This is a genomic window from Haloarcula limicola (genome assembly GCF_010119205.1).
Classification (GTDB): Archaea; Halobacteriota; Halobacteria; order Halobacteriales; family Haloarculaceae; genus Haloarcula; species Haloarcula limicola.
Map to the genome: position 1 here is coordinate 1,689,181 of NZ_WRXM01000001.1, position 25,673 is coordinate 1,714,853.

General features: G+C 68.8%; 29 protein-coding genes and 1 tRNA gene. 17 read left to right on the forward strand and 13 right to left on the reverse strand.

Annotated features, from left to right (window positions below; genetic code table 11):
* The first annotated feature begins 20 nt into the window (after positions 1 to 20).
* The gene (locus GO488_RS08685) at positions 21 to 497 is read left to right on the forward strand and encodes a hypothetical protein (RefSeq protein WP_162317362.1); all 477 of its coding nucleotides are present in this window, start codon (positions 21 to 23) and stop codon (positions 495 to 497) included.
* 55 nt (positions 498 to 552) lie between these two features.
* On the opposite strand, the gene GO488_RS08690 is transcribed toward GO488_RS08685, so the two are convergent.
* From GO488_RS08690 to gnd, 4 genes are all read right to left on the reverse strand, one after another.
* On the reverse strand, positions 553 to 1,275 hold the full coding sequence (locus GO488_RS08690) for a CPBP family intramembrane glutamic endopeptidase (RefSeq protein WP_162317363.1): 723 nt from the start codon (positions 1,273 to 1,275) through the stop codon (positions 553 to 555).
* 149 nt (positions 1,276 to 1,424) lie between these two features.
* Positions 1,425 to 1,497, reverse strand: a tRNA-Arg gene (locus GO488_RS08695).
* A gap of 42 nt (positions 1,498 to 1,539) precedes the next feature.
* Positions 1,540 to 2,130, reverse strand: a complete 591-nt coding sequence (locus GO488_RS08700; protein ID WP_162317364.1) for a 2Fe-2S iron-sulfur cluster-binding protein — start codon at positions 2,128 to 2,130, stop codon at positions 1,540 to 1,542.
* A 107-nt stretch (positions 2,131 to 2,237) separates the two neighbouring features.
* A complete protein-coding gene (gene gnd / locus GO488_RS08705) occupies positions 2,238 to 3,137 on the reverse strand; it encodes a phosphogluconate dehydrogenase (NAD(+)-dependent, decarboxylating) (RefSeq protein WP_162317365.1) in 900 nt (299 codons plus the stop codon).
* Positions 3,138 to 3,248: 111 nt separating this feature from the next.
* On the opposite strand from gnd, the gene GO488_RS08710 reads away from it, so the two are divergent.
* The 7 genes from GO488_RS08710 (at position 3,249) to GO488_RS08740 (ending at position 7,453) form a co-directional block, all read left to right on the forward strand.
* Entirely contained in the window at positions 3,249 to 4,331 is a 1,083-nt protein-coding gene (locus tag GO488_RS08710; RefSeq protein ID WP_162317366.1) for an aminopeptidase, read from the forward strand.
* A 299-nt stretch (positions 4,332 to 4,630) separates the two neighbouring features.
* Positions 4,631 to 5,125 (forward strand): ribosomal protein S18-alanine N-acetyltransferase, encoded by a 495-nt coding sequence (rimI, locus tag GO488_RS08715; protein WP_162317367.1) that lies wholly within the window; start codon positions 4,631 to 4,633, stop codon positions 5,123 to 5,125.
* A gap of 66 nt (positions 5,126 to 5,191) precedes the next feature.
* Entirely contained in the window at positions 5,192 to 5,668 is a 477-nt protein-coding gene (locus tag GO488_RS08720) for a DUF5810 domain-containing protein (RefSeq protein ID WP_162317368.1), read from the forward strand.
* 24 nt (positions 5,669 to 5,692) lie between these two features.
* The gene (locus GO488_RS08725) at positions 5,693 to 6,106 is read left to right on the forward strand and encodes a DUF5809 family protein (RefSeq protein ID WP_162317369.1); all 414 of its coding nucleotides are present in this window, start codon (positions 5,693 to 5,695) and stop codon (positions 6,104 to 6,106) included.
* Positions 6,106 to 6,519 carry a hypothetical protein gene (locus GO488_RS08730; protein ID WP_162317370.1) on the forward strand — a complete coding sequence of 138 codons (414 nt, stop codon included), beginning with the start codon at positions 6,106 to 6,108 and terminating at the stop codon, positions 6,517 to 6,519. The genes GO488_RS08725 and GO488_RS08730 overlap by 1 nt, the downstream gene beginning before the upstream one ends.
* The gene (locus GO488_RS08735; RefSeq protein ID WP_162317371.1) at positions 6,516 to 7,058 is read left to right on the forward strand and encodes an NUDIX hydrolase; all 543 of its coding nucleotides are present in this window, start codon (positions 6,516 to 6,518) and stop codon (positions 7,056 to 7,058) included. The genes GO488_RS08730 and GO488_RS08735 overlap by 4 nt, the downstream gene beginning before the upstream one ends.
* A gap of 38 nt (positions 7,059 to 7,096) precedes the next feature.
* Entirely contained in the window at positions 7,097 to 7,453 is a 357-nt protein-coding gene (locus tag GO488_RS08740) for a rhodanese-like domain-containing protein (protein ID WP_162317372.1), read from the forward strand.
* Positions 7,454 to 7,949: 496 nt separating this feature from the next.
* On the opposite strand, the gene GO488_RS08745 is transcribed toward GO488_RS08740, so the two are convergent.
* Complete coding sequence (locus tag GO488_RS08745) at positions 7,950 to 8,660, reverse strand: YqjF family protein (RefSeq protein WP_162317373.1); 711 nt, start codon at positions 8,658 to 8,660, stop codon at positions 7,950 to 7,952.
* Between the two features lie 200 nt (positions 8,661 to 8,860).
* Here GO488_RS08745 and GO488_RS08750 point away from each other — a divergent pair, with 200 nt between their 5' ends.
* The 8 genes from GO488_RS08750 (at position 8,861) to GO488_RS08785 (ending at position 18,822) form a co-directional block, all read left to right on the forward strand.
* The gene (locus tag GO488_RS08750) at positions 8,861 to 10,006 is read left to right on the forward strand and encodes a PstS family phosphate ABC transporter substrate-binding protein (RefSeq protein ID WP_162317374.1); all 1,146 of its coding nucleotides are present in this window, start codon (positions 8,861 to 8,863) and stop codon (positions 10,004 to 10,006) included.
* Between the two features lie 146 nt (positions 10,007 to 10,152).
* On the forward strand, positions 10,153 to 11,292 hold the full coding sequence (locus GO488_RS08755; protein ID WP_162317375.1) for a PstS family phosphate ABC transporter substrate-binding protein: 1,140 nt from the start codon (positions 10,153 to 10,155) through the stop codon (positions 11,290 to 11,292).
* A gap of 77 nt (positions 11,293 to 11,369) precedes the next feature.
* Entirely contained in the window at positions 11,370 to 12,491 is a 1,122-nt protein-coding gene (pstC, locus tag GO488_RS08760; protein ID WP_162317376.1) for a phosphate ABC transporter permease subunit PstC, read from the forward strand.
* Positions 12,488 to 15,139: a phosphate ABC transporter permease PstA gene (gene pstA / locus GO488_RS08765; RefSeq protein ID WP_162317377.1), complete on the forward strand. Its 2,652-nt coding sequence runs from the start codon at positions 12,488 to 12,490 to the stop codon at positions 15,137 to 15,139. The genes pstC and pstA overlap by 4 nt, the downstream gene beginning before the upstream one ends.
* The gene (gene pstB, locus GO488_RS08770) at positions 15,132 to 16,043 is read left to right on the forward strand and encodes a phosphate ABC transporter ATP-binding protein PstB (protein ID WP_162317378.1); all 912 of its coding nucleotides are present in this window, start codon (positions 15,132 to 15,134) and stop codon (positions 16,041 to 16,043) included. The genes pstA and pstB overlap by 8 nt, the downstream gene beginning before the upstream one ends.
* Positions 16,044 to 16,171: 128 nt before the next feature.
* Positions 16,172 to 17,218 (forward strand): phosphate signaling complex PhoU family protein, encoded by a 1,047-nt coding sequence (locus GO488_RS08775; protein WP_162317379.1) that lies wholly within the window; start codon positions 16,172 to 16,174, stop codon positions 17,216 to 17,218.
* A gap of 75 nt (positions 17,219 to 17,293) precedes the next feature.
* Positions 17,294 to 18,040 carry an MBL fold metallo-hydrolase gene (locus GO488_RS08780; RefSeq protein WP_162317380.1) on the forward strand — a complete coding sequence of 249 codons (747 nt, stop codon included), beginning with the start codon at positions 17,294 to 17,296 and terminating at the stop codon, positions 18,038 to 18,040.
* Between the two features lie 140 nt (positions 18,041 to 18,180).
* Positions 18,181 to 18,822, forward strand: coding sequence for a cyclase family protein (locus GO488_RS08785; RefSeq protein ID WP_162317381.1), 642 nt, complete (start codon positions 18,181 to 18,183; stop codon positions 18,820 to 18,822).
* A 1-nt stretch (position 18,823) separates the two neighbouring features.
* On the opposite strand, the gene GO488_RS08790 is transcribed toward GO488_RS08785, so the two are convergent.
* The 6 genes from GO488_RS08790 to GO488_RS08815 form a co-directional block, all read right to left on the reverse strand.
* Positions 18,824 to 20,122, reverse strand: coding sequence for an eIF2B alpha/beta/delta subunit family protein (locus GO488_RS08790; RefSeq protein WP_162317382.1), 1,299 nt, complete (start codon positions 20,120 to 20,122; stop codon positions 18,824 to 18,826).
* 38 nt (positions 20,123 to 20,160) lie between these two features.
* Positions 20,161 to 21,267, reverse strand: coding sequence for an aminotransferase class V-fold PLP-dependent enzyme (locus GO488_RS08795; RefSeq protein ID WP_162317383.1), 1,107 nt, complete (start codon positions 21,265 to 21,267; stop codon positions 20,161 to 20,163).
* 73 nt (positions 21,268 to 21,340) lie between these two features.
* On the reverse strand, positions 21,341 to 21,685 hold the full coding sequence (locus tag GO488_RS08800) for a fluoride efflux transporter FluC (protein ID WP_206674390.1): 345 nt from the start codon (positions 21,683 to 21,685) through the stop codon (positions 21,341 to 21,343).
* Positions 21,682 to 22,077, reverse strand: a complete 396-nt coding sequence (locus GO488_RS08805; RefSeq protein ID WP_162317385.1) for a CrcB family protein — start codon at positions 22,075 to 22,077, stop codon at positions 21,682 to 21,684. The genes GO488_RS08800 and GO488_RS08805 overlap by 4 nt, the downstream gene beginning before the upstream one ends.
* Positions 22,078 to 22,239: 162 nt before the next feature.
* Positions 22,240 to 22,653 carry a DUF302 domain-containing protein gene (locus tag GO488_RS08810; protein WP_162317386.1) on the reverse strand — a complete coding sequence of 138 codons (414 nt, stop codon included), beginning with the start codon at positions 22,651 to 22,653 and terminating at the stop codon, positions 22,240 to 22,242.
* A 49-nt stretch (positions 22,654 to 22,702) separates the two neighbouring features.
* Positions 22,703 to 23,731, reverse strand: a complete 1,029-nt coding sequence (locus tag GO488_RS08815) for an ATP-binding protein (protein ID WP_162317387.1) — start codon at positions 23,729 to 23,731, stop codon at positions 22,703 to 22,705.
* A gap of 75 nt (positions 23,732 to 23,806) precedes the next feature.
* Between GO488_RS08815 and GO488_RS08820 the strand changes: the two genes are divergently transcribed.
* Positions 23,807 to 24,253, forward strand: a complete 447-nt coding sequence (locus tag GO488_RS08820) for a DUF7382 domain-containing protein (protein ID WP_162317388.1) — start codon at positions 23,807 to 23,809, stop codon at positions 24,251 to 24,253.
* On the opposite strand, the gene GO488_RS08825 is transcribed toward GO488_RS08820, so the two are convergent.
* Both GO488_RS08825 and GO488_RS08830 read right to left on the reverse strand, forming a co-directional pair.
* Complete coding sequence (locus tag GO488_RS08825) at positions 24,250 to 24,981, reverse strand: protein-L-isoaspartate O-methyltransferase family protein (RefSeq protein ID WP_162317389.1); 732 nt, start codon at positions 24,979 to 24,981, stop codon at positions 24,250 to 24,252. The genes GO488_RS08820 and GO488_RS08825 overlap by 4 nt on opposite strands.
* Positions 24,982 to 25,042: 61 nt before the next feature.
* Positions 25,043 to 25,672, reverse strand: a complete 630-nt coding sequence (locus GO488_RS08830; RefSeq protein ID WP_162317390.1) for a protein-L-isoaspartate(D-aspartate) O-methyltransferase — start codon at positions 25,670 to 25,672, stop codon at positions 25,043 to 25,045.
* Between the last annotated feature and the right edge of the window lies 1 nt (position 25,673).

A 25,673-nucleotide genomic window follows, 5' to 3' on the forward strand; every position in this document is an offset into this window, starting at 1 on the left:
AGCGATCGGTAGCGCACCTCATGGACGCACTGGATACCGACGAGGTAGCCGAGAAGGACTACGTGATACGCGAGGTGCTCCAGTTGCTCACCGTCACCGACTCGCGGAGCGGACAGCGGTCGGTTCCGCCGGAGCTATCGGATACGTCCTTAGACGCCATCTTCGAGACGCTCAGCCGCCCGGTCCGCCGCCGGATCCTGCTGGCGCTCGCGGAACGCGGCGAGTGCGACGAGACGGAGTTCATCGCCGAGACGTTCGCGGACGGGGAATCGGACGACACCCTCGCCGCCGCGAAGCAGGGACGCGTCCGCGTCCACCTCCAGAAGCTCGACGCGCGGGAGTACGTAGAGTGGGACCGCGAGGCGGAGACGATTCGCCGCGGGCCGAATTTCGAGGAGGTCGCGCCGCTACTGGACCTGATCGAGGACGCCGAGACGCCGGGCCGCGAGGCGGAAGAAGAGCAGTCAGCGGATTCACAGATGGGCGCGGACGACTAACTCGGTGGACGCCGAAGTCCCGGTCGTCGAATGGGTTCTACCCGCCGTCGGGCTCTCACAGCGTGAGATACGTCCCGACCAGCAGGACGGCGTTGTACCCGCCATGAGCGACGACGGGAACCAGCAGATTACCCGTCCGTTCGTAAATCGTCCCGAAGATGACACCGCCGACGGTGACGATGGCGACGCCGCCGAGCGCTCCGACGACGGAGCCGGTGTAGTTCAGCAGATGCGTCGACCCGAAGACGAGACTCGCCAGCCCGACCGCCGCTGCCGGACCGAACGATTCGCGCAGACGGCCCTGAATCGCCCCGCGAAAGAGCAGTTCCTCGGCCGGCGCGACCAGCACGACGGAGAGCGCCGCCAGCCCGAGCGCCACTCGCGGATCGGCCATGATGGGGTCGTCGAAGACGCTCCCCTCCGGCGCGACGCCGAGCGCCGTGACGACGACGCTGAGGACGACGGCGGCGACGAGCGCGCCGACGAGACCGCCGATCGCATACTGTACGTCTCGCCGCGTCGGCCATCGAATCCGGACGCCGCCGCGCGACCGGACGTACGCGTAGCCGACGAGGAGGAACGCCACCTGTCCGACGGCGGCCAGCGCCAGAAACGCCGTCGGACTCTCGACGTTCGTCCCGAACAGAATCAGCGGTACGGTGAACACGATCCCGAAGGCGACGCTGACGGCCAGTCCCGCGAGCAACAGTCCGAACGCGACCCCGACGGCGCGGAGTCGACGTGGCGAATCGGCGAGCGTGGTGTCGTCGTGGGCCATAGACGCTGCTTCGCCGCGAACTGCGAAAAAGGTCGGCGGGCGGCGGGGGATTTGAACCACGCGAACGCCGTCGCTTCGCTCGGCGTTCTCTACTTCAAATCCCTCGCGTGACGTATTCGTCGCTCGCGGATATGCGAGCGACAGAAGTACGGGCGGCGAGGGATTTGAACCCCCGACCATCTGGTCCGGAACCAGGCGTTCTGTCCGCTGAACTAGCCGCCCACGTGACGAGATATTCGACAGTCGCGTTTAACAGTTGCGAGGTTACGGCGACTCGCTGGTTTCGAGCGTGAAGTCGTCGACGGGGTAGGCGACGCAGGTGAGACAGTAGCCGTCCTCCATGTCGTCTTCGAACAGGGACTCGTTCTGGCTGTGGCGGATGTAGTCCTCGGCCGGGCCGTCCTCGATGTGGCCGGCACAGGAGATACACTGGCCCTCTCGGCAGGCGTAGGGCAGGTCCCAGCCCTCGTCTTCGCCCGCTTCGAGCAGCGGCTCGTTGCTGGCGACCTCGATGGTCTCGCCCTCCTTCGCGAACTCGACCTCGTAGTACTCGACCTCGTCGTCGGCGATCGCGTCGGGGTCGAAGCCCTCCTCTTCTTCTTCGGCTTCCCCTTCCTCACCTTCGGCGAGTTCGCCCTCGCTGCCGCCGGCGGGGATCGCGGCCGCACCGCCACCGCCGATGGAGCGGTTGTACGGTTCGGGGAAGTCGGTCTCCGGAACCGACGCGGCGCGCTGCTCTAAGACCTCCTGGGAGATGTCCTCCGACGCCTCCCAGCCGGTCCCTTTCGCGTAGTGGAGCGCCACCACGGTGAGGGCGAGCACGGCCCCGCCGAGGACGCCTGCGAGTTCAACCATACGGGCGGCTATGGAGTACTGGTTTAACTAAGCTTTGGATTCCGCCGTTTGGCCGCGCCGGATGGGAGAAACGGACCGGGTCGTAGCGCACTCGCGTCGCAGCCGTCTCACTCGCGTCGCGGCACGTCGTGCCGGCCGAAGCCGTACCGGAGGCGACTGGCGAGCCGCCGGGCGAAGCGGCCGTCGTCGGCTCGCGACCCGAAGCGCTCGGCCAGCGCCTGGTAGATGAGCGGGACCGGGACCTCCTGTTCGAGGGCCTCTTGGACCGTCCACGTCCCCGTCGAACCGCCCTCGACGCGGTCGGCGACGGTTCCGAGGTCGACGCCCTCCTCGCGGAAGGCCTCCTCGCAGAGTTCCAGCAGCCACGAGCGGATGACCGCGCCGTTGTTCCACGTGCGCGCGACGGCCTCCAGGTCGAGGTCGTAGCGGCCGTTGGCGAGCAGTTCGAAGCCCTCGCCGTAGGTCTGCATCAGCGCGTACTCGACGCCGTTGTGGACCATCTTCACGTAGTGGCCCGACCCCGCCGGCCCCATCCGGTCGTGGCCCGCCGGGCCGGTCGCTACGGCGTCGAAGACCGGTTCGAGCTCGTCGTAGGCCCACTGCGGGCCGCCGACCATCAGCGAGAAGCCCAGTTCCGCGCCGGCGGGACCGCCGGAGGTGCCGCAGTCGAGGTAGGCGGCGTCGGTCGAGTCGGCGCGTCGGACCGAGTCCTCGAAGTGGGAATTCCCGCCGTCGACGACGACGTCGTCGCCGTCGACGTGAGGCGCGAGTTCGTCGAGCGCGGCGTCGACCGGGTCGCCGGCGGGCACCATCAGCCAGATGCGCTTGTCCTCGCCCAGCGACTCCGTGAGGTCCGGGATGGTGTCTGCCGGGCGCGCGCCCGCGTCGGCGGCGTCGGCGACCGCGTCGTCGTCGATGTCGAAGACCGCCACGTCGTGGCCCGCGTCGAGTACGCGGTCGACGACGATCCGTCCCATGCGTCCGAGTCCGATGACGCCAAGTTCCATGCCTGCTGATTTCCCAGCGTACAGGTAGGGATTCCGGTTCGGCTACGCGCCCCGCTCGGGAACCGTTCCGGAGACGATACGCTTTCTATCGGGCCGGTTCCACGAGCGAGCATGGACGACCGCGTACGCGAACACGCACGGACGCTCGTCGACTGGAGCGCTCGCATCGAGGCCGGCGACGACGTCGTCGTGCAGGTCGAGGAGGGCGCGCACGACCTGGGCGTCGCCGTCGCCGAGGCGCTCGGCGAGCGGGGGGCGAACCTGCTCTCGACGTACCGCTCGGACGAGCTCACGCGAGCGTACCTCCGAGCGCACGACGGCGAGTTCGAGGCGAATCCCGGCTACGAACTGGCGCTGTACGAGCGAGCCGACAGCGTCCTGATCCTCTCCGGGACGAACAACACCGCCGGCACCGCCGACGTGGCCGGCGAACGGCGACAGGCGTACTCGAAGGCTCGGCGAGATATTCGGGAAGCGCGGCTCGATACCGACTGGGTCTCGACCCAGCACCCGACGCGCGCGATGGCCCAGCAGGCCGGGATGGCCTACGAGGCCTATCGGGACTTCGTCTACGACGCGACGCTGCGGGACTGGGAGGCGCTGGCCGAGGAGCAGGCGCAGTTGAAGGAGATACTCGACGACGGAGCGGAAGTCCGCCTCGTCGCCGACGGGACGGACCTCACGATGTCGATCGAGGGCCGGACGGCCGTCAATTCCGCGGCCAGCGTCGCCTACGACTCGCACAACCTCCCCTCCGGCGAGGTGTTCACCGCGCCGGAGGCCACCGAGGGCGTCGTCACCTTCGACGTGCCGATGACGATCCAGGGCCGCCGAGTCCGCGACGCGGAACTCACCTTCGAGGACGGCTCGGTCACGGACTTTGCGGCCGCACAGGGCGAAGCGGTCCTCGAAGACGTCCTCGACACGGACGAGGGCGCACGTCGGTTGGGCGAACTCGGCGTCGGGATGAACCGCGGCGTCGACCGCGTCACCGACAACATCCTCTTCGACGAGAAGATGGGCGGCACCGTTCACCTGGCGCTCGGTCGGGCCTACGACGCCTGCCTGCCGGCGGGGGAGTCCGGCAACGAGAGCGCGGTCCACGTCGACCTCATCACGTCGATGGACGAGGGGTCGCGGCTAGAGGTGGACGGCGACATCGTACAGGAGGACGGGCGGTTTCGGTGGGAGTAGCGCGGTTCCGACCGTCGGCCGGAACCTCGAACGGCGAACGAGTCGCGCGCAGTCGAGACACGCGTCGCTCAGCGACGTCGAAAGTAGGAAAGATCGGAAAGAGGGGTGGGGGGTGGGGGGTGGTGGCACCCAAAGTGGGTGCGCTTAGAGATTCGGGAGTGATAATTAAGAATCTTCCGGCCGACCCCTCTAGTGGTAAGTATCTGTATGTATTTCAAAAATGAAATTCGGAGCGGATGTCGAGAACGGAGCCGCGGCCGGCGGTAACACATATGCGTACGCGCTCCGTAGGTGCGTCCGTGACGACGGTGGCACCGGGCGGTCGCGACGGGACCGACAGACCGGGGGTTCGACAGGCCGAGCGCGCCGACCTGCTGGAGATTCATCGCATCGAACAGGCGTCGTTCCCCCAGCCGTGGCCGTTCTCGGCATTGGAGAGCTACCTCGGCGAAGAGGGCTTTCTCGTCGCCGAGGCGGGCACCGAGGACGGCGTGCCGACGGTGGCGGGGTACGTCATCGCCGACACCGTCCCGAACCACGGGACGCCGCTGGGCCACGTCAAGGACCTCGCGGTGCGCGAGGAGTACCGACGGGAGGGCGTGGCGACGGCGCTGTTGGAGAGCGCGCTGGAGGCCGTGATAGCGACCGGTGCCGGTTCGGTCAAGCTCGAAGTGCGCGCGGACAACGACGGCGCGCGGCGGCTGTACCGGCAGTTCGGCTTCCAGCACCGCAAGACCATCCCCAACTACTACAGCAACGGCGAAGACGCGCAGGTCATGGTCCGCTTGCTGTGAGACCGGCAGTCCCGTCCCGCTGAGACCCGGCTTTCTATAGAGCTCCGTCGCCTCCCTTCCGATACAATGGGATACGCGTGCCCCGTCTGTGACGACCCGCAGGCAGACGCCCGTCACCTCGCGAACCACCTCGCGTTCACGGCGATGACCAGCGGCGGCGACCACGAGTCGTGGCTGGACGATCACGTCGAGAACTGGGGGCAGTTGGGTGAGAACGAACTGGCCGAAGAGGTCACCGCTCACGCCGAGGAGACGGAGTTCCCGCAGGTGTTCGAAGAGAGCGGCGTGGACTCCGGACACGACCACGACCACGATCACGGCCGCGGAGGCGTCCCCGGGGAGGGCGACCTGCCGCCGGGGACCGACAGCCACCGCGGCCAGCGGTCGATGAGCGACGAGGACAGAGAGGTGTTAGCCGAGGCCCGCGACCTCACGCGGGAGATGCTGGACAACGAGAGCGAGGACGGGGAGAGCGGCGACGAAGGGGACGGGACCGACGGGCAGCGCGCGGACGGCGACGCGACCGGAGACGAAACCGAATAGTTCCGCGGCTACCTAGGTCCGGGCATGGAGACCGAGGGGCAGTTCTCGCCGACGACAGTCGCCGAGGCGCAGGACCGCTACGAGGCACTGGGACCGACCGCGCAGGTCGTCGTCAAGGAGGTGGCGAAGGCGATGGGGCTCGACGCCGAGGAGTACCGCGACCGCGTCACGAGCGAGGTCGTCGAGACGGCGCGGGACGTGCTGTTCGCCGAATCGCTCGCGGTGACCGTCGGAACAGCCGAGGAGTTCGAGGCGTGGGCGGCCGACGCCGATCACGAGGTGACCGTCGTCGGGGCCGACAACGTCGACAACGTCGTCTGGCACGCGCCCGAGTTCGCCGAGGAAGCGGTCGCGGCCACGTTCCAGTCGGAGCGCCAAGCCGCCGTCGGCACGCTCCGCCGGCAGGCGTTCGGGCGCATCTACAGCGAGGTCGTTTGATGCGGACGGTCACCCGCAACTTCATCTTGGGCGTGGGCGTCGTCGTCCTCCTCCTCCTGGCGCTGGGCGCGCTCCCCAGCTATCTCAAGAGCGGCGACCCGTACTACCTCACCGCGACGCCGGAGAACGGGAGCTTCAGCGTCGAGGACGGCACGGCGGCCAACGGCAGTACTCTCTCGGCACAGCGCTACCCCTACACGACCGCCGCGCTCGCCGACGCCGCGGCGAACGACACCGGTCGGTCGGAGCTCTACTGGCGCGGTCCCGTCGGACTGAAGGGAGCGTTCACCCACTCGCCGTTCGACGAACTCGACGCGCTCCGTCAGCAGGCGCCCGCGGCGGCCGACGGCGAGACGGTGGTCGTCCGCCACGGCGGGACGTTTTACCGCCTCGCCGTGACACAGCGACCATGACCCGCGACCAGACCCACGAGTGGCCAGTCGTCGAATCGGCGACGGAGTACGAGACCGGCTGGTACGCCGGCGGCTACGACCGCGTCCGGCAACCGGACGGCTCGGAGAAGAACTACTACTGGGCCGAACTCCCCGACGCCGTCGTCGTGGTGGCTCGCACCGGCGACGAACTCGTCTTCGTCGACCAGTTCCGGCCGGTCATCCGCGAGCAGTGTCTCGAACTGCCCGCCGGCATCGTCGAGGACGGCGAGTCCTACACGACGGCCGGCGCGCGCGAACTCCGCGAGGAGACCGGGTTCGACCCCGCCGGCGTCTCCCTGCTGGAGGAGTTCTGGTGTTCGACCGGCGTCCTCAGACACCGCCGGGGTATCGTCTTCGCCGAGGGACTTGACCCCGTCGACCGGAACTTAGACGACAACGAGTTCCTCTCGGTGACGACGGTCCCCGTCGAGGACGCCCTCGACGTCGCTCGCCGCGAACCGGCCAACGACGCCACCATCGAGGGGATTCTGCTCGCGCGGGCCGACGGTTTGCTGTAGTCGGAGCACGTTTAGGGCTCGACCGTTTTCGAAGGGACATGGACGGCGAAATCAACGGCGAGGAGCTGCGAGCGCTGCTCGACGAGGACGAGGCGCGGGTCGTGGACATCCGCTCGCCGAACGCCTTCGAGCGAGGCCACATCCCCGGCAGCGAGAACGTCCCCTTCCCGTCGCTCGTCGACGAGGTCGAACGGTTCGAGGACGAGGAGCGAGTCGTGACGGTATGCCCGAAGGGGAAGTCCAGCGTACAGGCCGCCCGGCTCATCGCCTCCTACGAGGGGTTCGACGGCCGTGTCGACAGTTTCGCGCCCGGCCTCACCGGCTGGGAGGGCGCGCTCGAATCGAGCGACGACGGAGATCAGACCGCGAACGAAGGTCCCGAAGCGCCGTTCTGAAGCGAACGTATCTGACGGAGTATCCGGACGAGACTGCGATTTTCTCGAAACGACTCCCCCGAGCGAACGGCCCGCTCGATAGTCCGCAGTAGGCTATCGGGGGGTGTTTCGACCGCGCTCTCAGTATCGGAAAACCCCGCTCCCGCCGCCGGGTTCTCCAGCCGAAGCGACCGGGTTCGCATCGCTCGTCGCACGGAAACGGTGGCTCGGTCAAAAGCTCTCATCACAAGGGGCTGAGCGGGGGTAACTGCTCGTCATCGCCACCGAGCCGTACTTCGCGACCACGGCTGAAAAGCACGTCCGTTTCGGTCGGGCGACCGGGCCCGTGAGGGACCGACCTCGTATCACTCCAGAAACGGGTCGCTGACGTCTTCGTCCGGGATCATGCACCGGTCCCCTCGTCCGCGCGTTCGAACAGTAACGGTTGTCGGCGACGAGACCGAAGAGGGCGTCGCGCGGTCGTCGCGGGAGGAGTCGCCCGACGCTCGCTCGGCGGTCAGGCGTCTCCCGGGAACTCCGACCACCGCCGGCTCACGGCCGCCTCGACGTCCAGTCCCGGACTGTAGTAGTACACCGGGTCGGCGTCCGGGCGGGCGAACCCCTCGGCGGTCAGAAGCGTGTCGGTCTCGATGTCCGCGGTCGCGGGATAGAGCGTCCACGGGTCGTGGTCGACGCCGGTGTAGCGGAGGGTCCCGTCGGGGGACTCCGTGAAGAAGCGGTAGCGCTCGACGAGGAACTCGGCGAGCGGGTCCTCGGGGGCCGCGAACGGTTCGCCGGTCGGCCAGTAGGTCGCCTCGTACCGCGCGGGGCGCGTGCCCGGCTGACACCGACGGCTGGCGAACCGCACTCGGCCGTCGTCCAGTTCCAGAGAGATGCGAGCGTAGCGATAGGGGAGGTGCTGAAAGAGGCGCGCGCCCGCCACACTCAGCAGGCCCTGCGCGTCGAGGGTGAAGAAGTAGACGCCGGGTTCGCCGTCGCAGGTGACGTACGTCCGCAGGTTGAGTTCGGGCAGGCGGATGCCGACGCGGGCGGGAAACCCCCGCGGCCGCACCGCGACGTTGGTGAACGGAACGGCCGAGAGCCACGCGTGCCCGTCGTGGACGTCGACGGTGAGCGCGTCCGGCAGGTGGGCGTCGACGACCGACGGCTCGACGGGCCAGTTCTCGAACAGGAGGTGTCGCCACCCCATCTCCAGCGGGACGACCATACGAACGGCTACGCCTTCCGCACCGAAAACGGCACCTGTTCGCATCTGGCACAAGGGGGCTCGTTTCGGAGTCCGGACTCTCAATAGCGCTCTATACCCGGATATAGCGATACGATGCCTACGGAGGAAACTGAACTCCCCATACCCGAAAGTACCCCTATTATAAACGGGTTTAACACTCCCTCGGCCTGTTTCAGGTGATGACGCAGGACTCAGAGCGGCTCTCGGACCGCGTTTCGCGTCGCAAGTTCATCGCGGCGACAGGGGTAACGGGCGCAGCGACTATCGCCGGCTGCTCGGGCGGCGACGGCGGCGACGGTGGAAGCACGAGCGCACCTGATACCGACGGCTCGACCGGTTCCGGCGGCGGGAGCGCCACGGAGGACACCGACAGCGGGAGCGAGTCCGGCGCGTCGGGGCCTCTGGAATCCGGCGGCTCCTCGACGGTGTACCCGATCATGAACACGGCGGCGTCGTACTGGAGCGCTAACCGGCCTGCCGACGACACGGAATACTGGCCTCACGGCGAGTACGACATCGAGACGGACAGGGCCCTCGCTAGCTACTGGGGCGGTCTCTACGGCTTCAGCAGCGAGGACGACGGCCCGCCCTTCCAGTTCACCGTCGGTCTCTCCCACTCCGGGACCGGCGTCGAGAAGGTCATGAACGGCCAGCTCGACATCGGCAACTCCAGCGGGAACGTCGAGGACGAGCTCCCCGAGCGAGACTCTTACGAGAAGTTCGTCGACCACGTCGTCGGCGTCGACGGCCAGCCGCTGGTCGTCTCTCAGGAGATCGCCGACGCCGGCGTCGAGAAGATCACCGGCGATCAGCTCAAGGGCCTCTACAAAGGCGAGATCACCAACTGGAAGGAACTGGGCGGCCCGGACCGCGAGATTCAGGTCCTCGGCCGCGTCAAGGACTCCGGGACCCGGACCTCGTTCGTCTCGAACGTCTTCGGTAACCCCAAGGAGAACACGCAGGTCGCCAACCGCTACGGGCAGAACCAGCGCCTGGCACAGGCCGTCGCACAGGCCGACAACGCCATCAGCTACCTCGCGCTGGCGTTCATCGACACGGAGGGGGTCGCCCCGATCGCGCTCGAATGGGAGGGGACGACCTACGCTTACCAGGACGACCAGAACGGGCTGGACTCCAAGGAGTACCCGCTCTCGCGCGACCTCCACTGTTACACCTGGGACGGCACGTCGAAGAAGGAGGCCGCGGTCCTCAACATGATACTGCACGACTTCGGTCAGGACACCTTCGTCGCGCCGAACAACTACTTCAAACTCAGCAAGCGCCGCCAGGAGGAACAGAAGAAGAAGCTCCCCGAGCAGGTCTAACCGACCGTCAGACGGTCACGCGACTCGACTACGTTCGACTATATAGCGCTCCCTAACGCTATGTCGTCTACTGTGTGGACTAGACCCATCATACTGGAAAATACCCCTATTATAAACGCGTTTAATACGTCCTCGGCCTATCTCGGATGATGACGGACTCCCAGCGGGTATCCGACCGCATTTCGCGCCGTAAGTTCATCGCGGCGACCGGAGTAACGGGCGCAGCAGCTATCGCCGGTTGTTCGAGTGGGAGACGCAACGGGGGCGTACCGAGCAGCGGCGGATCCGGTTCGAGCGGGTCCGACGGCGGAGCCTCCACGAACGCGACCGACAGCGCGGGCAGTTCCGGCTCGGTGGGGCCGCTGGAGTCCGGCGGCTCCTCGACGGTGTACCCCATCGTGAAGTCGGCGTCGTCGTACTGGAACGCCAACCGGCCGGCCAGCGACTCCGAGTACTGGCCCCACGGCGAGTACGGTATCGAGACGGACAAGCGCCTCGCCGACTACTGGGGCAGCCTCTACGGCTTCGACGGGAGCGAAGACGGCCCGCCGTTCAAACTCACCGTCGCGCTCTCTCACTCCGGGACCGGCGTCGAGAAGGTGATGAACGGCCAGCTCGACATCGGGAACTCCAGCGGGAACGTCAGGGACGAACTCCCCGAGCGAGACTCTTACGAGAAGTTCGTCGACCACGTCGTCGGCGTCGACGGCCAACCGCTGGTCGTCTCCCAGGAGATCGCCGACGCCGGCGTCGAGAAGATCACCGGCCAGGAGCTCAAGGACCTCTACAAGGGCCGCATCACCAACTGGAAGGAACTGGGCGGCCCGGACCGCGAGATTCAGGTCCTCGGCCGCGTCAAGGACTCCGGGACCCGGACCTCGTTCGTCTCGAACGTCTTCGGCAATCCCAAGGAGAACACGCAGGTCGCCAACCGCTACGGCCAGAACCAGCGCTTAGCACAGGCCGTCGCACAGGCCAACAACGCCATCAGCTACCTCGCGCTGACGTTCCTCGGCACGGCGGGGGTCGCCACCATCGCTCTCGAATGGGAGGGGACGACCTACTCCTACAAAGACGAGAAGCACGGGCTCGACTCCAAGGAGTACCCGCTCTCGCGCGACCTCCACTGTTACACGTGGGACGGCACGTCGAAGAAGGAAGCGGCGGTCCTCAACATGATACTGCACGACTTCGGCCAGGACACCTTCGTCGCGCCGAACAACTACTTCAAACTGAGCAAGCGTCGCCAGGAGAAACAACTGCAGAAGCTACCTGAGCAGGTATAAATGCCTGCCGGTGATTGCGACAGTCGAAGGGAACACGGGATGGCACAGACGACAGCACCGACGCTCGATACGACGCCATGATAGACGACGCACAGAACAGCGCACGAGAACTGCTACTGGGCGGGGACGCCACGGACGGGTCCGCGTGGGCCGTCGGCGCGTCGGGAGCGGCGCTGCTGGCGACGCTCGCCGTCTTCCTCGTTCGACCGGCCATCGCGCCGCTGGTCTTCGGGGCGTTCCTCGTCGTGACCGCGATCGGCTGGGTGACGTATCAGGCCGAAATCGCGCGAATGCTGACGCTGATAGCGACGGTTCTGACGGTTCTGACGGTGACGTTCATCACTATCTTCCTCTTCGCCCGATCGGTCCCCGCGTTTCTCGAACACGGGCTGGGGCTCTTCCTCATTCCCGAACAGAACGGGCAGACGCGCTGGTTCTTCTGGCTCGACGCCGTCTTACCGAGCGGCTACCCCTACTGGAACCCATCTAGCGACGCGTTCTCGCTGATCCCGATGATATGGGCGACCGTCGTCGTCACGCTCATCGCGGGCGCGATCGCCGGCCCGCTCGGCCTGTTCGGCGCGCTCTTCATCGCCGAGGTCGCCAGCGACGGCCTCCGCGAGGTCATCAAACCCGGCGTCGAGGTGCTCGCGGGAATCCCCTCGATCGTCTACGGATTCATCGGCTTCCAGGTCCTGAACGGCTTCATCCAGAAGTCCTTCCTGGACGACGGGGCGAGCTTCCTCATCGCGGGCGTCGTCGTCGGCGTGATGGCGCTGCCGACGGTCGTCTCGGTCGGCGAGGACGCGCTGTCGAGCGTTCCCGAGGCGATGGGCGACGGGTCCATCGCGATGGGCGCGACGAAGTGGCAGACGATGAAGAGCATCTCGATCCCGGCCGCGTTCTCGGGCATCTCGGCCGGCGTCATCCTCGGTCTCGGCCGCGCCATCGGCGAGACGATGGCCGTCGCGGCCATCATGGCTTCGGGGACGCAGTTCGCCGACCCGCTGTTCGACATCTTCGACGCGAACGCCACCCTGACGAGCCTCATCGCCACCCAGTACGGGAGCGCCTCCGAGAGCACCATCGAGGTGCTGTTCGTCGCCGGCGTGATGCTGTTCGTCATCGTCGCCGGGATGAGCGTCGTCTCGCAGTACATCGAACAGCGGATGCAGGAGAAACTCAAGGGGCAACAATGAGCGACGCCTACGCGAACGAGAACGCACTGGTCTCGGCCGAATCGAACCTCTACGACCGCGGGCTGGACACCGCGATCGCGCTGAGCATCGTCAGTTTCACGCTCGGGATGATAACGCTGGTCGACGCGGTCGGCCTCGACGCCAGCGGCGGCGCGCTCGGGGAGTTCTTCCTGCTGTTGCTCGCCGTCGTCGTCGGCGGCGTCGGCGTCGTCGGGGCGTTCTCGTGGGCCAACGTCACGCCCATCACCTCGAAGCGAGTCCGCGGCATCGCGCTCGGTCTCGTCGTCAATACGCTCGCGCTGACAGTGTTCGCCTACGCGGTCCCGGTCACGCTGGCGACGCTTCTGGGCGTCGTCCTGCTCGTCGAGGCGGCCGCCGTCGCCGCGGCCGGTCTCGCCTCGAAGGCGGGGGTCGTCGACACGGAGCCGAGCGCGAGCGCGGGGCTGCTCGCCGGCGGCGCGTTCGGCGTCATCGGACTGATACTCGGGGCTACGCTGGGGGCCTCCGTCGCCGAGTTCGGGTCGCTTCCGTGGCTCGCCATCGCGCTGGTCGGCGGTGCCGTGCTGGCGACGCTGACGGTCGTCCCGAGCGAGGACGTCGGCTCGACGCTGCCGCCGGCCCTCGTCGTCGGGACGTTCGGTGCCGTCATCGCCACGGCGGTCATCGGCGTCGGCTGGCAGTGGAATCCCCAGAACATCTCCGGCGGGTTCACCGGCGGAGCGGTCATCCCGATATTCGTCGTCTTCGGCGCGATCCTCTCGGCGTGGGCCGCGGCGAAGTCCCGCGCCGGGTTCGGGGCGCGCGGCCGGCAGTTCGGCGCGTTCCTCGTCATCAACCTCAACGCGTTCCTGATGGTCGCGGTCATGGCCACCATCGTCGTCTTCGTGACCGTCAAGGGGGTCGGCTACGCGCTTCACGGGCTCACCATCGGCGCGCTGTCGGCGCTCGCGCTCCTCGCACCGGCGCTCGTCTTTTCGGTCGCACACGCGCGCAAGCCCGCGGGCACGGACGACTGGAACACCGGGGCGCGCCAGCTGTTCCGGCTGCTCCCGCTCGCCGCGACCGGCGCGGTGGCCGCCCTCCTGCTCGCCACGGCGGCGCTGGGTCGCCGCCTCGCGCTCCCCTTCACCTACACGGTCTGGGTCGACCGCCAACCGCAGGTGCTCGACACCGCCGTCGCGGTGACCCCCGACCCCAGAGTCGGCGCGTTGCTCCTCGTCGCGCCGGCGCTCGTCCTCTTCGCCTACTTCTATCGGTCGTACGGGAACCTCCGTAACGTCGGGAGCCGGTTCGACCGCCTCGAGACCGTCCAGCGGGCGCTTCCGCTCGTGATCGGCGGCATCGGCGTGCTGATCGGCGTCTTCCTCCTGTTCGGATACGCGCCGCTGGGGATTCCGCTGGGCCTCACCGTCGCCTATCCGCTGGTCATGGTCGGTTCCGCGGCCGCCCTCGGCCTCGCCGCGCTGCCGACCGCGAGCGTGCTCGTCGGCGACGGCTCGCTCGCCGACCGCGCACAGGACCGCGCGAAATTCTTCGTCGTCGGTCTGCTCGGCAGTCTCGGTCTGCTGACGGCCGTCCTGTTCCTGCAGACGCCGGCGAACATCGTGCCCATCGTCGGCCCGGTCAACGTCGTACCGGTCGTGGCGCTGTACGCCGCCGTCGCGTCGCTCGCGGCGACGGCGCTGGTCGCCTCGGCGAAACGAAACAGTACCGACACGCTCCAGCGGCGACTCCTCGGTGAGGAGATCACGCTCGGACTGGCCGCGACGGCGGGCCACCTCGCGCTGGTCGGCCTCCACGTCGCGGTCACGGGCGTCCAGTTCAACGTCCTCAGCGTCTCCGTCTCGAACGAGGGCACGCTGTCGTTCCCGATGGCGCTGACGCCGTACATCCCGCTGGGGGCCGACCCCGGCGGCATCCTCCCGGCCATCGTCGGGACGGTGTGGCTCGTCGTCGGCGCGACGCTGTTCGCGGTGCCGCTCGGCATCGGCGCGGCCGTCTTCCTCACCGAGTACGCCGAACAGGGACGCTTCACCGCGCTGGTCGAGATCGCGACCAACGCGCTCTGGAGCACCCCCAGCATCGTCTTCGGCCTGTTCGGGGCCGCGTTCCTCCTCCCCCGACTGGGCGGCGACGAGTCGCTGCTCGCGGGGATGCTCGTCCTCGGGTTCATGCTCCTGCCGCTGGTGCTCATCACCTCCCGGGAGGCCGTCAAGGCCGTCCCGGACGAGTACCGCGACGCCAGCGCGGCGCTCGGCGTCTCGAAGTGGGAGACCATCCGGAGCGTCGTCGTTCCGGCGGCGATGCCGAGCGTCATCACGGGAATCATCCTCGGCGTCGGTCGCATCGCCGGCGAGACGGCCCCGCTCATCCTCGTGTTGGGGTCGACCCTGAACTCGACGGAGGCCATCGACGTCATCGGCGGGTTCCGATTCACCGCCCAGCCGCCGTTCGTCGCGAACGACGCGCTACTGTCCTCGACGGCGTCGCTGCCGACGCAGGTGTGGGCGGTCATCTCCGCGGGCGTCAGCGGCTCGCCCTCCCGCGGATGGGCAACAGCGTTTATCCTGCTGATGGTCGTACTGACCTTCTATGCCGTGGGGATCACCGCGCGGACCTACTTCCGGAGAAAGCTGAACTATGAGTAACGCAATCAACGACGCGGACATGGAGACGGGTACAGACCAGCAGACGACCACCACGGCGGGCGAGAGCGAAGAGCGCGTCCGCGAGGAGTGGACCGACTACTCCTTCGCGGGCGAGCCGAAGCTCTCCGTCGAGAACCTGAACGTCTGGTACGGCGACGACCACGCCCTGAAGGACGTCTCGATGGACATCCCCGAGAACTCCGTGACGGCGCTCATCGGTCCCTCGGGCTGTGGGAAGTCGACGTACCTGCGCTGTCTCAACCGGATGAACGACCGCATCAAGGCCGCGCGCATCGAGGGGTCGGTCGAACTCGACGGGACCGAGATCTACGACCCCAACGCCAACCTCGTCGAACTCCGCAAGCGCATCGGGATGGTGTTCCAGTCGCCAAACCCGTTCCCGAAGTCCATCCGCGAGAACATCTCCTACGGGCCGCGAAAGCACGGCGACATCGACAAGGGGCTGCTCGCGCGCTTGTTCGGCCGCGACGACACCGAGAAGGAGGCCGAACTCGTCGAGCGCTCGCTCAGACAGGCGGCGCTGTGGGACGAGGTCAGCGACCGACTGGACGACAACGCGCTGGGACTCTCCGGCGGGCAACAGCAGCGGCTCTGTATCGCCCGCTGTCTGGCCGTCGACCCGGAGGTCATCCTGATGGACGAACCGGCCTCGGCGCTGGACCCCATCGCCACCTCGAAGATCGAGGACCTAGTCGAGGAACTCTCGAAGGAGTACACCGTCGTCATCGTCACGCACAACATGCAGCAGGCGGCCCGCATCTCCGACCAGACCGCCGTCTTCCTCACCGGCGGGGAGCTGGTCGAGTTCGACGACACCGACAAGATCTTCGAGAACCCCGAGAGCCAGCGCGTCGAGGACTACATCACCGGCAAGTTCGGCTGACCGCCCACGCGCGGCTCGAATAGCGCCCGTCACGCCGCGAGTTCGGCGCGCGGGCCGGACGACTGCATCGACAACCACGCCGGGGCCGCGTCCCCGGCAGTGAGAGAGTAACACGTCACGAGCGACCGATGGAAACACGCAAGATACAGCAGGTCGGCGGCGGGACCTACACCGTCTCGCTCCCCAAAGAGTGGGCCGAGACGGCCGACATCGAGCCCGGATCCGTCGTCGACCTCCACACCCACATCGACGGCGTCCTCGTCGTCCAGGCACAGGAACGGGACGCGGAGACGACCGGTCACGTCGCGCTCTCGGTGCCACACGCCGGTCCGGCGTGTATCGAGCGCGCCCTCCGCGCGGCCTACGCCGCGGGGGTCGAAGCGCTCACGTTCGAAGCCCCCGACGGGTTCGACGACGACCGGCGCCGCGCGGTCGAACAGGTCGCGCGGACCCTCTCCGGCGTCACCGTCACCGAGTCGACGGCGACGACGGTGACGGTCCGGACCCTCCTCGACGCCTCGGAGGTGTCGATACAGCAGTCGGTCCGACAACTCCGGTTCGTCGCGCTGTCGATGCACCGAGACGCGACGGCGGCCCTGACCGATCCGGCGGTCGCGGCGGGGGACGCCGACCGGGACGACCGGGCCGACCGCCTCTACGCGATGATAGACCGCTACTTCCAGCGCGCGCTCGTCCGACTCGATGAGGTGGACGCGCTGGGTCTCACTCGTTCGGAGTTGTTCGTCTGCTGGACGACCGCCCGCGAGTTGGAACGCGTCGCCGACCACGCCGAACGCATCGCCGCCACCGCCGAGGCCATGGACGTCGAGGCCGTCGACGACGAGACGGCCGAAGAGGTGGCGTCGCTCGCCGAGACGGCTCGCGGGATCGTCGAAGACGCCGTCCGCGCCGCCGTCGGTGACGCCGACGTGACCGCGGCCCGAGCAGCGCTCCACGCTCGTGACGCCCTCCGAGACGACGTGGAGGCGCTCGACCGCCGCCTGTTCGAATCCGAAGCGGCGGCGTATCGCCTGACGCGCGTCCTCGACAGCGTCGCTCGGACCGCCGAACACGGCGGCAACGTCGCCGAACTCGCCCTCCGGACCGCGATTCGAACGGGCGAACTCGGCGCGCCCTCGGCCGAGGACGCCCTCGACGGACCGCTCGCGGAGTAGCCCGCGGCGCTCGGCGCTATCGTCGCGCTCGCTCGAAACCGCCGATTTATCTGTCTCGTCGCCCACTCTCCGACGATGACCGTTCGCCACGAGGGACTGACCGTCGATTGGCTCGGGTACGCCACGCTCCGCATCGCCGGCGGCGACAGCGTGGTCTACACCGATCCGGGTCGCTACGGTATCCTGACCGGCGAGTGGGAACCCCACGAGGACGACGTCGGCCATCCGCCGGCGACCGACTACCGGGCGGAGGACGCCGACGTCGTCTGTGTCACCCACGTCCACCACTACGACCCCGACGGCATCGAACGGGTGGCGAACGAGGAGACGACGATAGTCGCCTTCGAAGGTATCGACGGCCGGGACGTGGAACGGGACCTCCCACCCATTGTAGACCTCCCCTACGAAGTCCGGCAGGTGGGCGCGAAAGAGCAGATTACCGTCGGCGACGTTCCCATCTGGACGACGCCCGCACACAACGAACCGGACGGCCCGCACACGCTCCCGGACGGCACGCCGTACCACCCCGAGGGATTCGGCTGCGGGTTCATGGTCAAAGTGGACGGGACCCGCGTCTACTATCCCGGCGACTCCGACGTGCTGCCGGGTCACCGGACGCTCGATACCTCGCTGTTCTGCCCGCCGATCGGTCCGCGGGCGACGATGGACCGCCGCGAGGCCGCGGCGCTCGCGGCGACCATCGAACCGCGATTGGTCCTCCCGGTCCACTACAACACGTTCTCGAACCTCGAAGCCGACTCCCGCGAGTTCGCCGCCGACGTGGCCGAGGCGGGCGTGCCGGTCGTGCTGGACGAGAAGTAGCGAGGTTCTGACCGCAGGGAAGAACCTCGAATAGCGAGCGGCGAAGCCGCGAGCAGCAGCGAGGAACGGAACGGAGTGAAGTTCCTCGAACCCGTGCGGCGAGCACCACACGTTTACGACCGTCCGCCCCTATCGCCGCCATGCCCTACGCCGACCTCTCGCAGCCGATCCGCTCGGGGATGCCGGTGTTCCCGGACGATCCGCCCGCCTCGGTCGAACCGCACGCGACCCACGCCGAGGACGGTTACCGGGTCGCCGCGCTCTCCTGTGGGACCCACACCGGAACGCACGTCGACGCGCCGAGCCACACGGAAGCCGAGGGACGCGACGTGGACGAGTTTCCCGTCTCGCGGTTCGTCCGCGACGCGGTTCGGGTGGACCTGCGGGGCCGGGACCCCCGCGCTCGCGTCCGCCCGGCGGACCTGCCGACGGTCGACGCTGAAGCGGTGGTACTTCACACCGGCTGGGACGCCCATTGGGGTGAGGAGCACTACTTCGACCACCCGTTTCTGACGCCTGCCGCCGCTCGACACTGCGTCGAGCACGGCTACGACGTAGCGATCGACGCCCTCAACGTCGATCCGACGCCGACCGACAGGGCAGGTGAGGACGAACCCTCGGGGTTTCAGGCCCACCACGAACTGCTGGAGGCCGACCGCCTCATCGTCGAGAACCTGACGAATCTCGCGGGGCTTCCCGAGCGGTTCGAACTGCTCGCCGTTCCCCTCAAAATCGCCGACGGCGACGGCGCGCCGGTGCGGGCGATGGCCCGCTACGAGTGAGTCACTCGTCGGCCCACTCGCTCCGTTTTCGGTGGACGGCGGCCACGGAGCGGACGGCGTCGGCGTCGAGCGCCCCCCGTTCAGTCACGACGCGGTCGACCGCGTCGGCGGGCGTCACGTCGAAAGTCGGGTTCGACACCGAGAGGTCCGCCTCGCCGTCGTACACCTCGGTCGCGTCGCGGGGTTCGAGGTCGTAGTCGGCGGTCGGCGCGACCTTGTCGCTCGCCGCGACGACGAGACAGTCGATACCCGCCGCGTTCGCACCGAGCGCCGCCGCACGGGTGCCGACCTTGTTCACGACGCGGCCGTCCGGCAGAACGCGGTCGGTTCCCACGAGTAGGGCCTCGGCGTCCCACTCGGCGAGTTCGAAGGCGAGGGCGGCGTCCGTCGTCAGCGTCACGTCGGCAGTGTCGGTCAGCGACTCGGCGACAGCGACCCCCTCGCGGCCGGGCCGGGACTCGGCGACCAACACAGCGTCGGGAGTCGCTTCCTCGACGGCCGCGGTGACCGTCCCCGACCGCGAGAGCGTCGCCACCCGGTCGGGCAGCCGTTCGGCGGCGCGCTTGGCGGCCTCGCGGTCGGCGGCGACGGCGCGGTCGAGCCCCTCGCGGGCCGCCATCTCGATCGCCTCCGGCGTCCGTTCCTCGCTCGCCTCGGACATCGCCCGGTCGACGCGGTTCCCGACGACCACCATCGACGGCCGGGCGTCGCGCAGCGTCCGCGCCAGTTCAGCGAGGGCGATCCAGTCGTCGCCGCTCCGTTCGCTCGCCTCCAGTTCGTCGCGTCGGCCGTCTCCGGCGAGCGCCGCCTCGTCGCGCAGCACCTCCAGCGCCCGCAGCGAGAGCCACGCCGATCCGTGGCTGTGGTCGTCTCGAACCGTCGCCACGCGGGGGCGAACCCGATCGTATGCCGTCCACAGACGCGGCACCATCTCGCGGCGCAGTATCTCGGGCGGGTGGACCCACGCCGTCTCGGCGACCTCCTCGTTCGGCGTCACCGCGCACGAGTCGCAATCGAAGAGGAACGGATGGACCTGCCACCGGGTTCCGCGCTCCTCGTCTTCGACCGGAAACGGCTCGCCCGACCGGACGAGCGCGACCGACTCCTCCAGACCCGCTTCCTCGCGTATCTCGGCGCGGACGGCAGCCTCCGGCGGCCGGTCGTTTCCCTCGTCGTCGGCCACGTACCCCGAGACGCCGCCCCAGCACCCGGTGTAGGAACCGACTTCGTCGCTCCGGCGAAACAGGAGCACCTCGCCGTCGTCGCGGAGGAAGGCGGTGACGACGCCGCGTTCGTCCATACGCGAGAGAACGGTCGGCGCGTCAATCAATCCACGGGCTACAGCGCGTCGAGCAGTTCGTCCACGTCGTCCTCGGTGTTGAACGCGTGGACCGACGCCCGGACGGCCTCGGGATAGGGGATGTGTCGGACGACGATCCCCTCCCGCGCGAGTCGCTCGGCGGTCGCCTCGGGGTCGTCGGCGGCGAACGTGACCAGTCCGGACTCGTAGCCGCGGGGACTCAGCAGTCGGTCGCCCAGACCGTCTTTCAGGCGACCAGTCAGGCGTTCGACCCGATCCTCGACGGTGTCGAGACCGATTCCCTCGATGGTCTCGATCGCCTCCGCGAGGGCGACGTAGGGAGCCGGCGACGTGGTCCCGACCTCGAACCGCCGCGCGCCCCCGTGGTAGGCGTACGCCTCGGCGCTCGGGTCCTCGACGCTCCGATAGCCGATGCGGGTCTGTCGGAGGCGGTCGTGAGCGTCCGGGTCGACGTACAGCATCCCCGCGCCCCAGACGCCGAGCAACCACTTGTGGCCCGCCGTCGCCACGAAGTCCGCACCCCAGTCGGTCACGTCGACGGGGTGCTGGCCGACCGACTGGACGGCGTCGACGAGCACCTGTGCCCCCGCGTCGTGGGCGACCTCGACCACCTCGGAGACGGGCAGTCGCGTGCCGTGGCTCCACGTCAGCGAACTGAGGAAGACCAGGCGAACGTCTTCGTCGACGGCGGCTTTCACGTCCTCGACGTCGAGTCGTCCGCCGTCGGTCTCGACGACGCGGACCTCCACGTCGTGCGTGTCGGCGAGGCGGTCCCACGGGAGGGTCCCGGCGGGGTGTTCTAAGTCGGTGCGGACGACCACGTCGCCGGGCTGCCAGTCGATGGCCCCCGCGACGAGGTTGACGCCGTCTGCCGTGCTCCGGGTGAACGCTACGTCTTCGGGCCGGGCACCGAGGTGACCGCCGACCACCTCGCGGGCGGCGGCGAGCGCGTCGAACGCGACCTCGTAGGGACCGTCGCCGGCCGGGGCCTCGAAGGCGTGTCGCTCCAGGAAGTCGGTCGCCGCGCCGACCACGTTGCGGGGGCTCGGGCCGCTCGCGCCCGTGTTGAAGTACGTACATCGGTCCAGCGCGGGAATCGACGCGCGGAGCTCCGTCGGGTCCATACGCACGCTACCGGGTCCCGGCCCCTTGAGCGCTGTGCGCCGTCGCGCGTCGGAGTGGGGCAGCGCCGTGCCGCTACAGCGCCGCGCCGACGAATCCGCCGACGGCGACGCCCGCGAGCGCGACGGCCAGCGTCCCGCCCGCGTACAGCACCGCCTCCCGCTCGTGGCCGAGTTCGGCCAGCCGAACGGTCTCGAAGGCGAACGACGAGAACGTCGTGAACGCGCCGCAGAAACCGGTTCCGAGGGCGAGAGCGACCGAATCGGTGATCGGCACGACGACGAGCGCCCCGAGCAGCACGCTCCCGCAGACGTTGACGACCAGCGTGTCCGCCCGGTTCCGTTCGAGGCGCGCCCCGACGAGGTGACGACCCAGCGCGCCGGCCATCCCGCCGAACCCGACGAGCAACAGCGGATTCACGATAGCCACCTCGCGACGAGACGACCCAGGACGACGCCGGCGAAGGCGAGCGCGTAGTTGGCGGCGACGTTGGTCACGGCCAGCGCCGGGGGGAGCCCGCTCGTCTGGACCGCGAAGGTGCTGTAGGTCGTAAACGAGGAGAGGAAGCCGGTCCCGAGTACCAGCCGGGTCTCGGCGGAGAGCGCGTTCGCCAGATGAGCCTCGTACAGTAAGACGCCGAGCGCGAAGCTCCCGGCGACGTTGACGACGAGCGTTCCGACGACGGCCCCATCCAGAGCCGCTATTCCGGGGGCTGCGAGCGCGACCGAACGGCGGAGTACCGCGCCGGCGAACCCACCCACAGCGACGAGCAGCAGGGGTTCGACCCGCGAGAGGGCGTGTGATCCGGCCATTGGAGGCCACTCGCGGCGGCCGTACTCGGCAGTTGCGATGTGCGGTCGGTCCGCGGTGCGATAACGGGGGGCGTCGCTCGCTCGTACGGATTATTGTAGCTGTTTACCGGTAATCGCCGTACCGGCCCCGGCGATGCCGGTACGAGACTACAAGAGTCCGTATCAGTCCTCGGCCGGTTCCGCGTTCGGCAGCGCCTCCAGTACGCGGGTGAGTCGCTCGCCGACGTCCTCGGCGATCGAGTCGAGCGCGTCGTTGTCGGCGACCGAGAGCATCACCTGCGGGTCGACCGCGCTCACGCCGACGTCGCCGTCGTCGCGCTCGTAGACGATGACGTTACAGGGCAACAGCGCACCGAGTTCCAGTTCCTCCTGCAAGGCCTCGTGAGCCAACGACGGGTTACACGCGCCGAGGATCCGATACTGTCGAAACTCCTCGTCGAGCTTCTTCTTCAGCGTCGCCTGCACGTCGATGTCACAGAGGACGCCGAACCCCTCCTCGGCGAGTTCGTCTTCGACCGCGGCGACGGTGTCGTCGAACTCGCCGTCCACGCGGTAGCGCACCGTGTAGTTTGCCATACCGAGACCGACGTGCCCCGGGGAGTAAAAGCCACGCCCGTCCCTCGTCTCACGGCTCGCCGGCGGCCGAGGCGCTCGGACTGTCACCCCCGTGGGGCGTCCGTCGCTCGCGTACCTGCACGTGATGCGTCGATTCGGTCACGTCGTCGACGACCAGCGCTTCACCGGTCGCCACGGGCAATCGCTCGCCGAGGTTCCCCGCCAGATACGTCGGTCGAGCGTCCGTCAGCGCGCCGACGTCCGCCTCGCTCGTCAGGCGATGGGCGATCAGCAGATCGGCCTGCGAGAGGGCGACGGCGGGGAGCGCGCCGGGCCGCTGGGTCGCCAGCCAGCAACTGACGCCCGGGTGCCGGCCCCGAGTCAACAGCCGGCGAAGCGCTCGCTCGGCGACGCCGTCGGTGAACGCGTGGGCCTCGTCGACCAGCAGCCACGGGAGCCGTCCCGTCTCGTTCTCGATTCGGGCATCGTAGAGCGCGCCGCCGACGGCGGCGACCACGGCGTTCGCGGGCGCGGGGTCGACGCCCGCGAGGTCGAGCACGGTGACGCCGCCGTCACAGAGTCCGTCAGTAGCTATTCCATCGGCGGCGAATACGTCCCACGAGCGCGCCATCGCGAGGTGGTTTGCCGCCGCCCGGCGCGTCTCCGCGGGAGCGTCCGCGCCCTCGACCCACTCCGCCATCCCCGTCAGCGTCGTCGTTTCCGTCGCCGCCCGCCAGACGAGCGTCCCGGGGCCGCGCTCGGGGTCGAGACCGAGCAGCGCACACCACGCTCGCGGGTCGAGCGCGTTCGCTCGGACGCGCGGGCGCACGACGGTCGCGTCGGCGGCGGCGTCGGCCAGCGGCGCGAACGCACCCATCGGATCGGCGACGACCGGTGCGACGCCGGATGCGGCGGCGAGACCCTCCGCGAGGACGCCCAGCGTGTACGTCTTGCCCGACCCGCGCTTGCCGACGACGACGCCGGCGTGGGGCGCGTCGAGGTCCAGTTCGACGCGCGCGCCGCGGCTCCCGTCCCGCGCCCGATAGTGGCCGAGGTGTGCCGTCGGTCCCGTCGTCCGCTCGCGTCCGATGACGACCATAGCGGGGCTGGCCGCGCCTCCATATTTGAACCTCTGCACGAGGGTTCAAGTAGGGGTACGCGCCCATTCCGTGCCATGCGTGACTCACTGTGGTCGGACGAACGGGCCATCGAAGGACTCCCGATACGACTCGTCATCGCGCTGGTCGTCGGCGTCGCCTGCCTGAGCGTGATGATGAGTACCATCTCGGGGATCGAGACGCTGCAAGTGACCGAAGTCGACGTCCAGCCCCATCCGGAGGTGACGACGCCCGGGTCGACGGACGTGACCGTCACCGTCGTCGATCCGGAGGGCGCACCGGTCGCCGGCGCGACAGTCGTCGCAAAGAGCGGGACCGCTACGCTCTCGACCGTCGGGACGGCAGAGACGGGAGCGGGGGGCAACGCCACCCTCTCGCTGTCGCCGTCGCTGGGCGCGAACCAGCAACAGGGAACCGTCGTCTTCGACGTGAAACCACCCGCCAGCAGCAGCTATCGGGACAGTCGGTCGAACACGGAGTTACTCGTAGTCAGGGAGAGCTAGCCGTCCCAGTCGATCCAGTTCTGCTCCCACCCGGTGCGGGACTGGGCGTTCCGCCGGGCGTGTTCGCGGTCCTCGCGGCGGGTCCGGTTGCGCTCGATGGTGTCGGCCTGCTCGCCCTCGACCAGCATCGGCTGGAAGGCGACGCTGCCGAGGCGCTGGGTCTCACCGTCGGGATCGACGGTCGCCAGCGTCTGCTCGTTGGTGCCAAGCGGCATCACGAGGCGACCGTCCTCTGCCAGTTGCGAGAGGAGCGCCCGCGGCGGTCTGACGGCGGCGGCCTCCAGCAGGATTCGGTCGTAGGGCGCGTACTCGGGCAGGCCCTCGGCTCCGTCCCGGCGGTCGACGAGGACGCCCTCGTAGCCCGCCTCCGCGAGGTTCGTCCGGGCGTCGACGACGAGGCGTCGGGTGATGTCGATGGCCTGGACGTTGGCTTCGCCGACGCGCTCGGCGAGCACGGCGGCGGTGTAGCCGACGCCGGCCCCGACGACCAGCACGTCGTCGTCGGCGTCGGGGTCGAGCGCCTCCAGTAGGCGAGCGGCGGTGCTGGGCGAGAGGACGCGGGTGCCAAGTCGCTCGAAGGGGCGGTCGGAGTAGGCCTGTTCCTCGCCGACGAACGCCTCTCTCGGGACCGACCGCATCGCCGCCGACAGCCACGTGCTCCGGACGACCCCCTTGCTCTCGTGTTGCAGGCTGTCGACCATGTCGCCGCGCAGTACCGCCGGGTCCATAACCGAGGTTCCCGCCGGAGCTATATGAATGACGCGGCCACCGTCGGCCGGTCGGGGCCCGTCACTGCAGCGGGACGAACCGCACCGCGCCGTGGCTCTCGCGTTCGAGCGAGCCGTCGGCTCGGCGGCGTGCGCTGACGAGCGTCTGTCGCCGGCCGGTCCCGATGGGAGCCAGTAGCACGCCGCCGGGTCGGACTTGCTCGACGACGGCGTCGGGGAACTCCCCGGCGGCACACGTCAGGTACGCGCGGTCGTAGGGCGCGTGGTCGGGCCATCCCCGTTTGCCGTCGCCGGCGCGGACCGAGACGTCGCCGTAGCCTGTCGCGGCGAGCGTCTCGCGGGCTTCCTTGGCGAGTTGGTCGTGATACTCGACGCTGTAGACGTTCTCGGGGCCGACCAGTTCGGCGGTGACGGCGGCGTGGTAGCCACAGCCGGTCCCGACTTCGAGGACGCGGTCGCCCGCTTCCAGCGAGAGCCGGTCGGCCATGAGCGCGACCATGTGCGGGGCCGAGATGGTCTGGTCCTGCCCGATGGGGAGCGGGCGGTCGTCGTATGCGCCGTCTCTGACGCGCTCGGGGACGAACCGATGTCGCGGGACGGCGGCGACCGCCGAGCAGACGCGTTCGTCGAGGCCGTACTCCTCGCGGAGGCGTTCGACCAGCGCCGTCCGGTCGCGGTCCCAGCCAGTCATC

Excerpts from the sequence above, each read along its gene's own strand:
- GO488_RS08685 (WP_162317362.1), top strand. The coding sequence starts at position 21 with ATGGACGCACTGGATACCGACGAGGTAGCCGAGAAGGACTACGTGATA.
- GO488_RS08690 (WP_162317363.1), bottom strand. The coding sequence starts at position 1,275 with ATGGCCCACGACGACACCACGCTCGCCGATTCGCCACGTCGACTCCGC.
- GO488_RS08700 (WP_162317364.1), bottom strand. The coding sequence starts at position 2,130 with ATGGTTGAACTCGCAGGCGTCCTCGGCGGGGCCGTGCTCGCCCTCACC.
- gnd (WP_162317365.1), bottom strand. The coding sequence starts at position 3,137 with ATGGAACTTGGCGTCATCGGACTCGGACGCATGGGACGGATCGTCGTC.
- GO488_RS08710 (WP_162317366.1), top strand. The coding sequence starts at position 3,249 with ATGGACGACCGCGTACGCGAACACGCACGGACGCTCGTCGACTGGAGC.
- GO488_RS08720 (WP_162317368.1), top strand. The coding sequence starts at position 5,192 with ATGGGATACGCGTGCCCCGTCTGTGACGACCCGCAGGCAGACGCCCGT.
- GO488_RS08725 (WP_162317369.1), top strand. The coding sequence starts at position 5,693 with ATGGAGACCGAGGGGCAGTTCTCGCCGACGACAGTCGCCGAGGCGCAG.
- GO488_RS08730 (WP_162317370.1), top strand. The coding sequence starts at position 6,106 with ATGCGGACGGTCACCCGCAACTTCATCTTGGGCGTGGGCGTCGTCGTC.
- GO488_RS08735 (WP_162317371.1), top strand. The coding sequence starts at position 6,516 with ATGACCCGCGACCAGACCCACGAGTGGCCAGTCGTCGAATCGGCGACG.
- GO488_RS08740 (WP_162317372.1), top strand. The coding sequence starts at position 7,097 with ATGGACGGCGAAATCAACGGCGAGGAGCTGCGAGCGCTGCTCGACGAG.
- GO488_RS08745 (WP_162317373.1), bottom strand. The coding sequence starts at position 8,660 with ATGGTCGTCCCGCTGGAGATGGGGTGGCGACACCTCCTGTTCGAGAAC.
- GO488_RS08750 (WP_162317374.1), top strand. The coding sequence starts at position 8,861 with ATGACGCAGGACTCAGAGCGGCTCTCGGACCGCGTTTCGCGTCGCAAG.
- GO488_RS08755 (WP_162317375.1), top strand. The coding sequence starts at position 10,153 with ATGATGACGGACTCCCAGCGGGTATCCGACCGCATTTCGCGCCGTAAG.
- pstC (WP_162317376.1), top strand. The coding sequence starts at position 11,370 with ATGATAGACGACGCACAGAACAGCGCACGAGAACTGCTACTGGGCGGG.
- pstA (WP_162317377.1), top strand. The coding sequence starts at position 12,488 with ATGAGCGACGCCTACGCGAACGAGAACGCACTGGTCTCGGCCGAATCG.
- pstB (WP_162317378.1), top strand. The coding sequence starts at position 15,132 with ATGAGTAACGCAATCAACGACGCGGACATGGAGACGGGTACAGACCAG.
- GO488_RS08775 (WP_162317379.1), top strand. The coding sequence starts at position 16,172 with ATGGAAACACGCAAGATACAGCAGGTCGGCGGCGGGACCTACACCGTC.
- GO488_RS08780 (WP_162317380.1), top strand. The coding sequence starts at position 17,294 with ATGACCGTTCGCCACGAGGGACTGACCGTCGATTGGCTCGGGTACGCC.
- GO488_RS08785 (WP_162317381.1), top strand. The coding sequence starts at position 18,181 with ATGCCCTACGCCGACCTCTCGCAGCCGATCCGCTCGGGGATGCCGGTG.
- GO488_RS08790 (WP_162317382.1), bottom strand. The coding sequence starts at position 20,122 with ATGGACGAACGCGGCGTCGTCACCGCCTTCCTCCGCGACGACGGCGAG.
- GO488_RS08795 (WP_162317383.1), bottom strand. The coding sequence starts at position 21,267 with ATGGACCCGACGGAGCTCCGCGCGTCGATTCCCGCGCTGGACCGATGT.
- GO488_RS08805 (WP_162317385.1), bottom strand. The coding sequence starts at position 22,077 with ATGGCCGGATCACACGCCCTCTCGCGGGTCGAACCCCTGCTGCTCGTC.
- GO488_RS08810 (WP_162317386.1), bottom strand. The coding sequence starts at position 22,653 with ATGGCAAACTACACGGTGCGCTACCGCGTGGACGGCGAGTTCGACGAC.
- GO488_RS08815 (WP_162317387.1), bottom strand. The coding sequence starts at position 23,731 with ATGGTCGTCATCGGACGCGAGCGGACGACGGGACCGACGGCACACCTC.
- GO488_RS08820 (WP_162317388.1), top strand. The coding sequence starts at position 23,807 with ATGCGTGACTCACTGTGGTCGGACGAACGGGCCATCGAAGGACTCCCG.
- GO488_RS08825 (WP_162317389.1), bottom strand. The coding sequence starts at position 24,981 with ATGGACCCGGCGGTACTGCGCGGCGACATGGTCGACAGCCTGCAACAC.
- GO488_RS08830 (WP_162317390.1), bottom strand. The coding sequence starts at position 25,672 with ATGACTGGCTGGGACCGCGACCGGACGGCGCTGGTCGAACGCCTCCGC.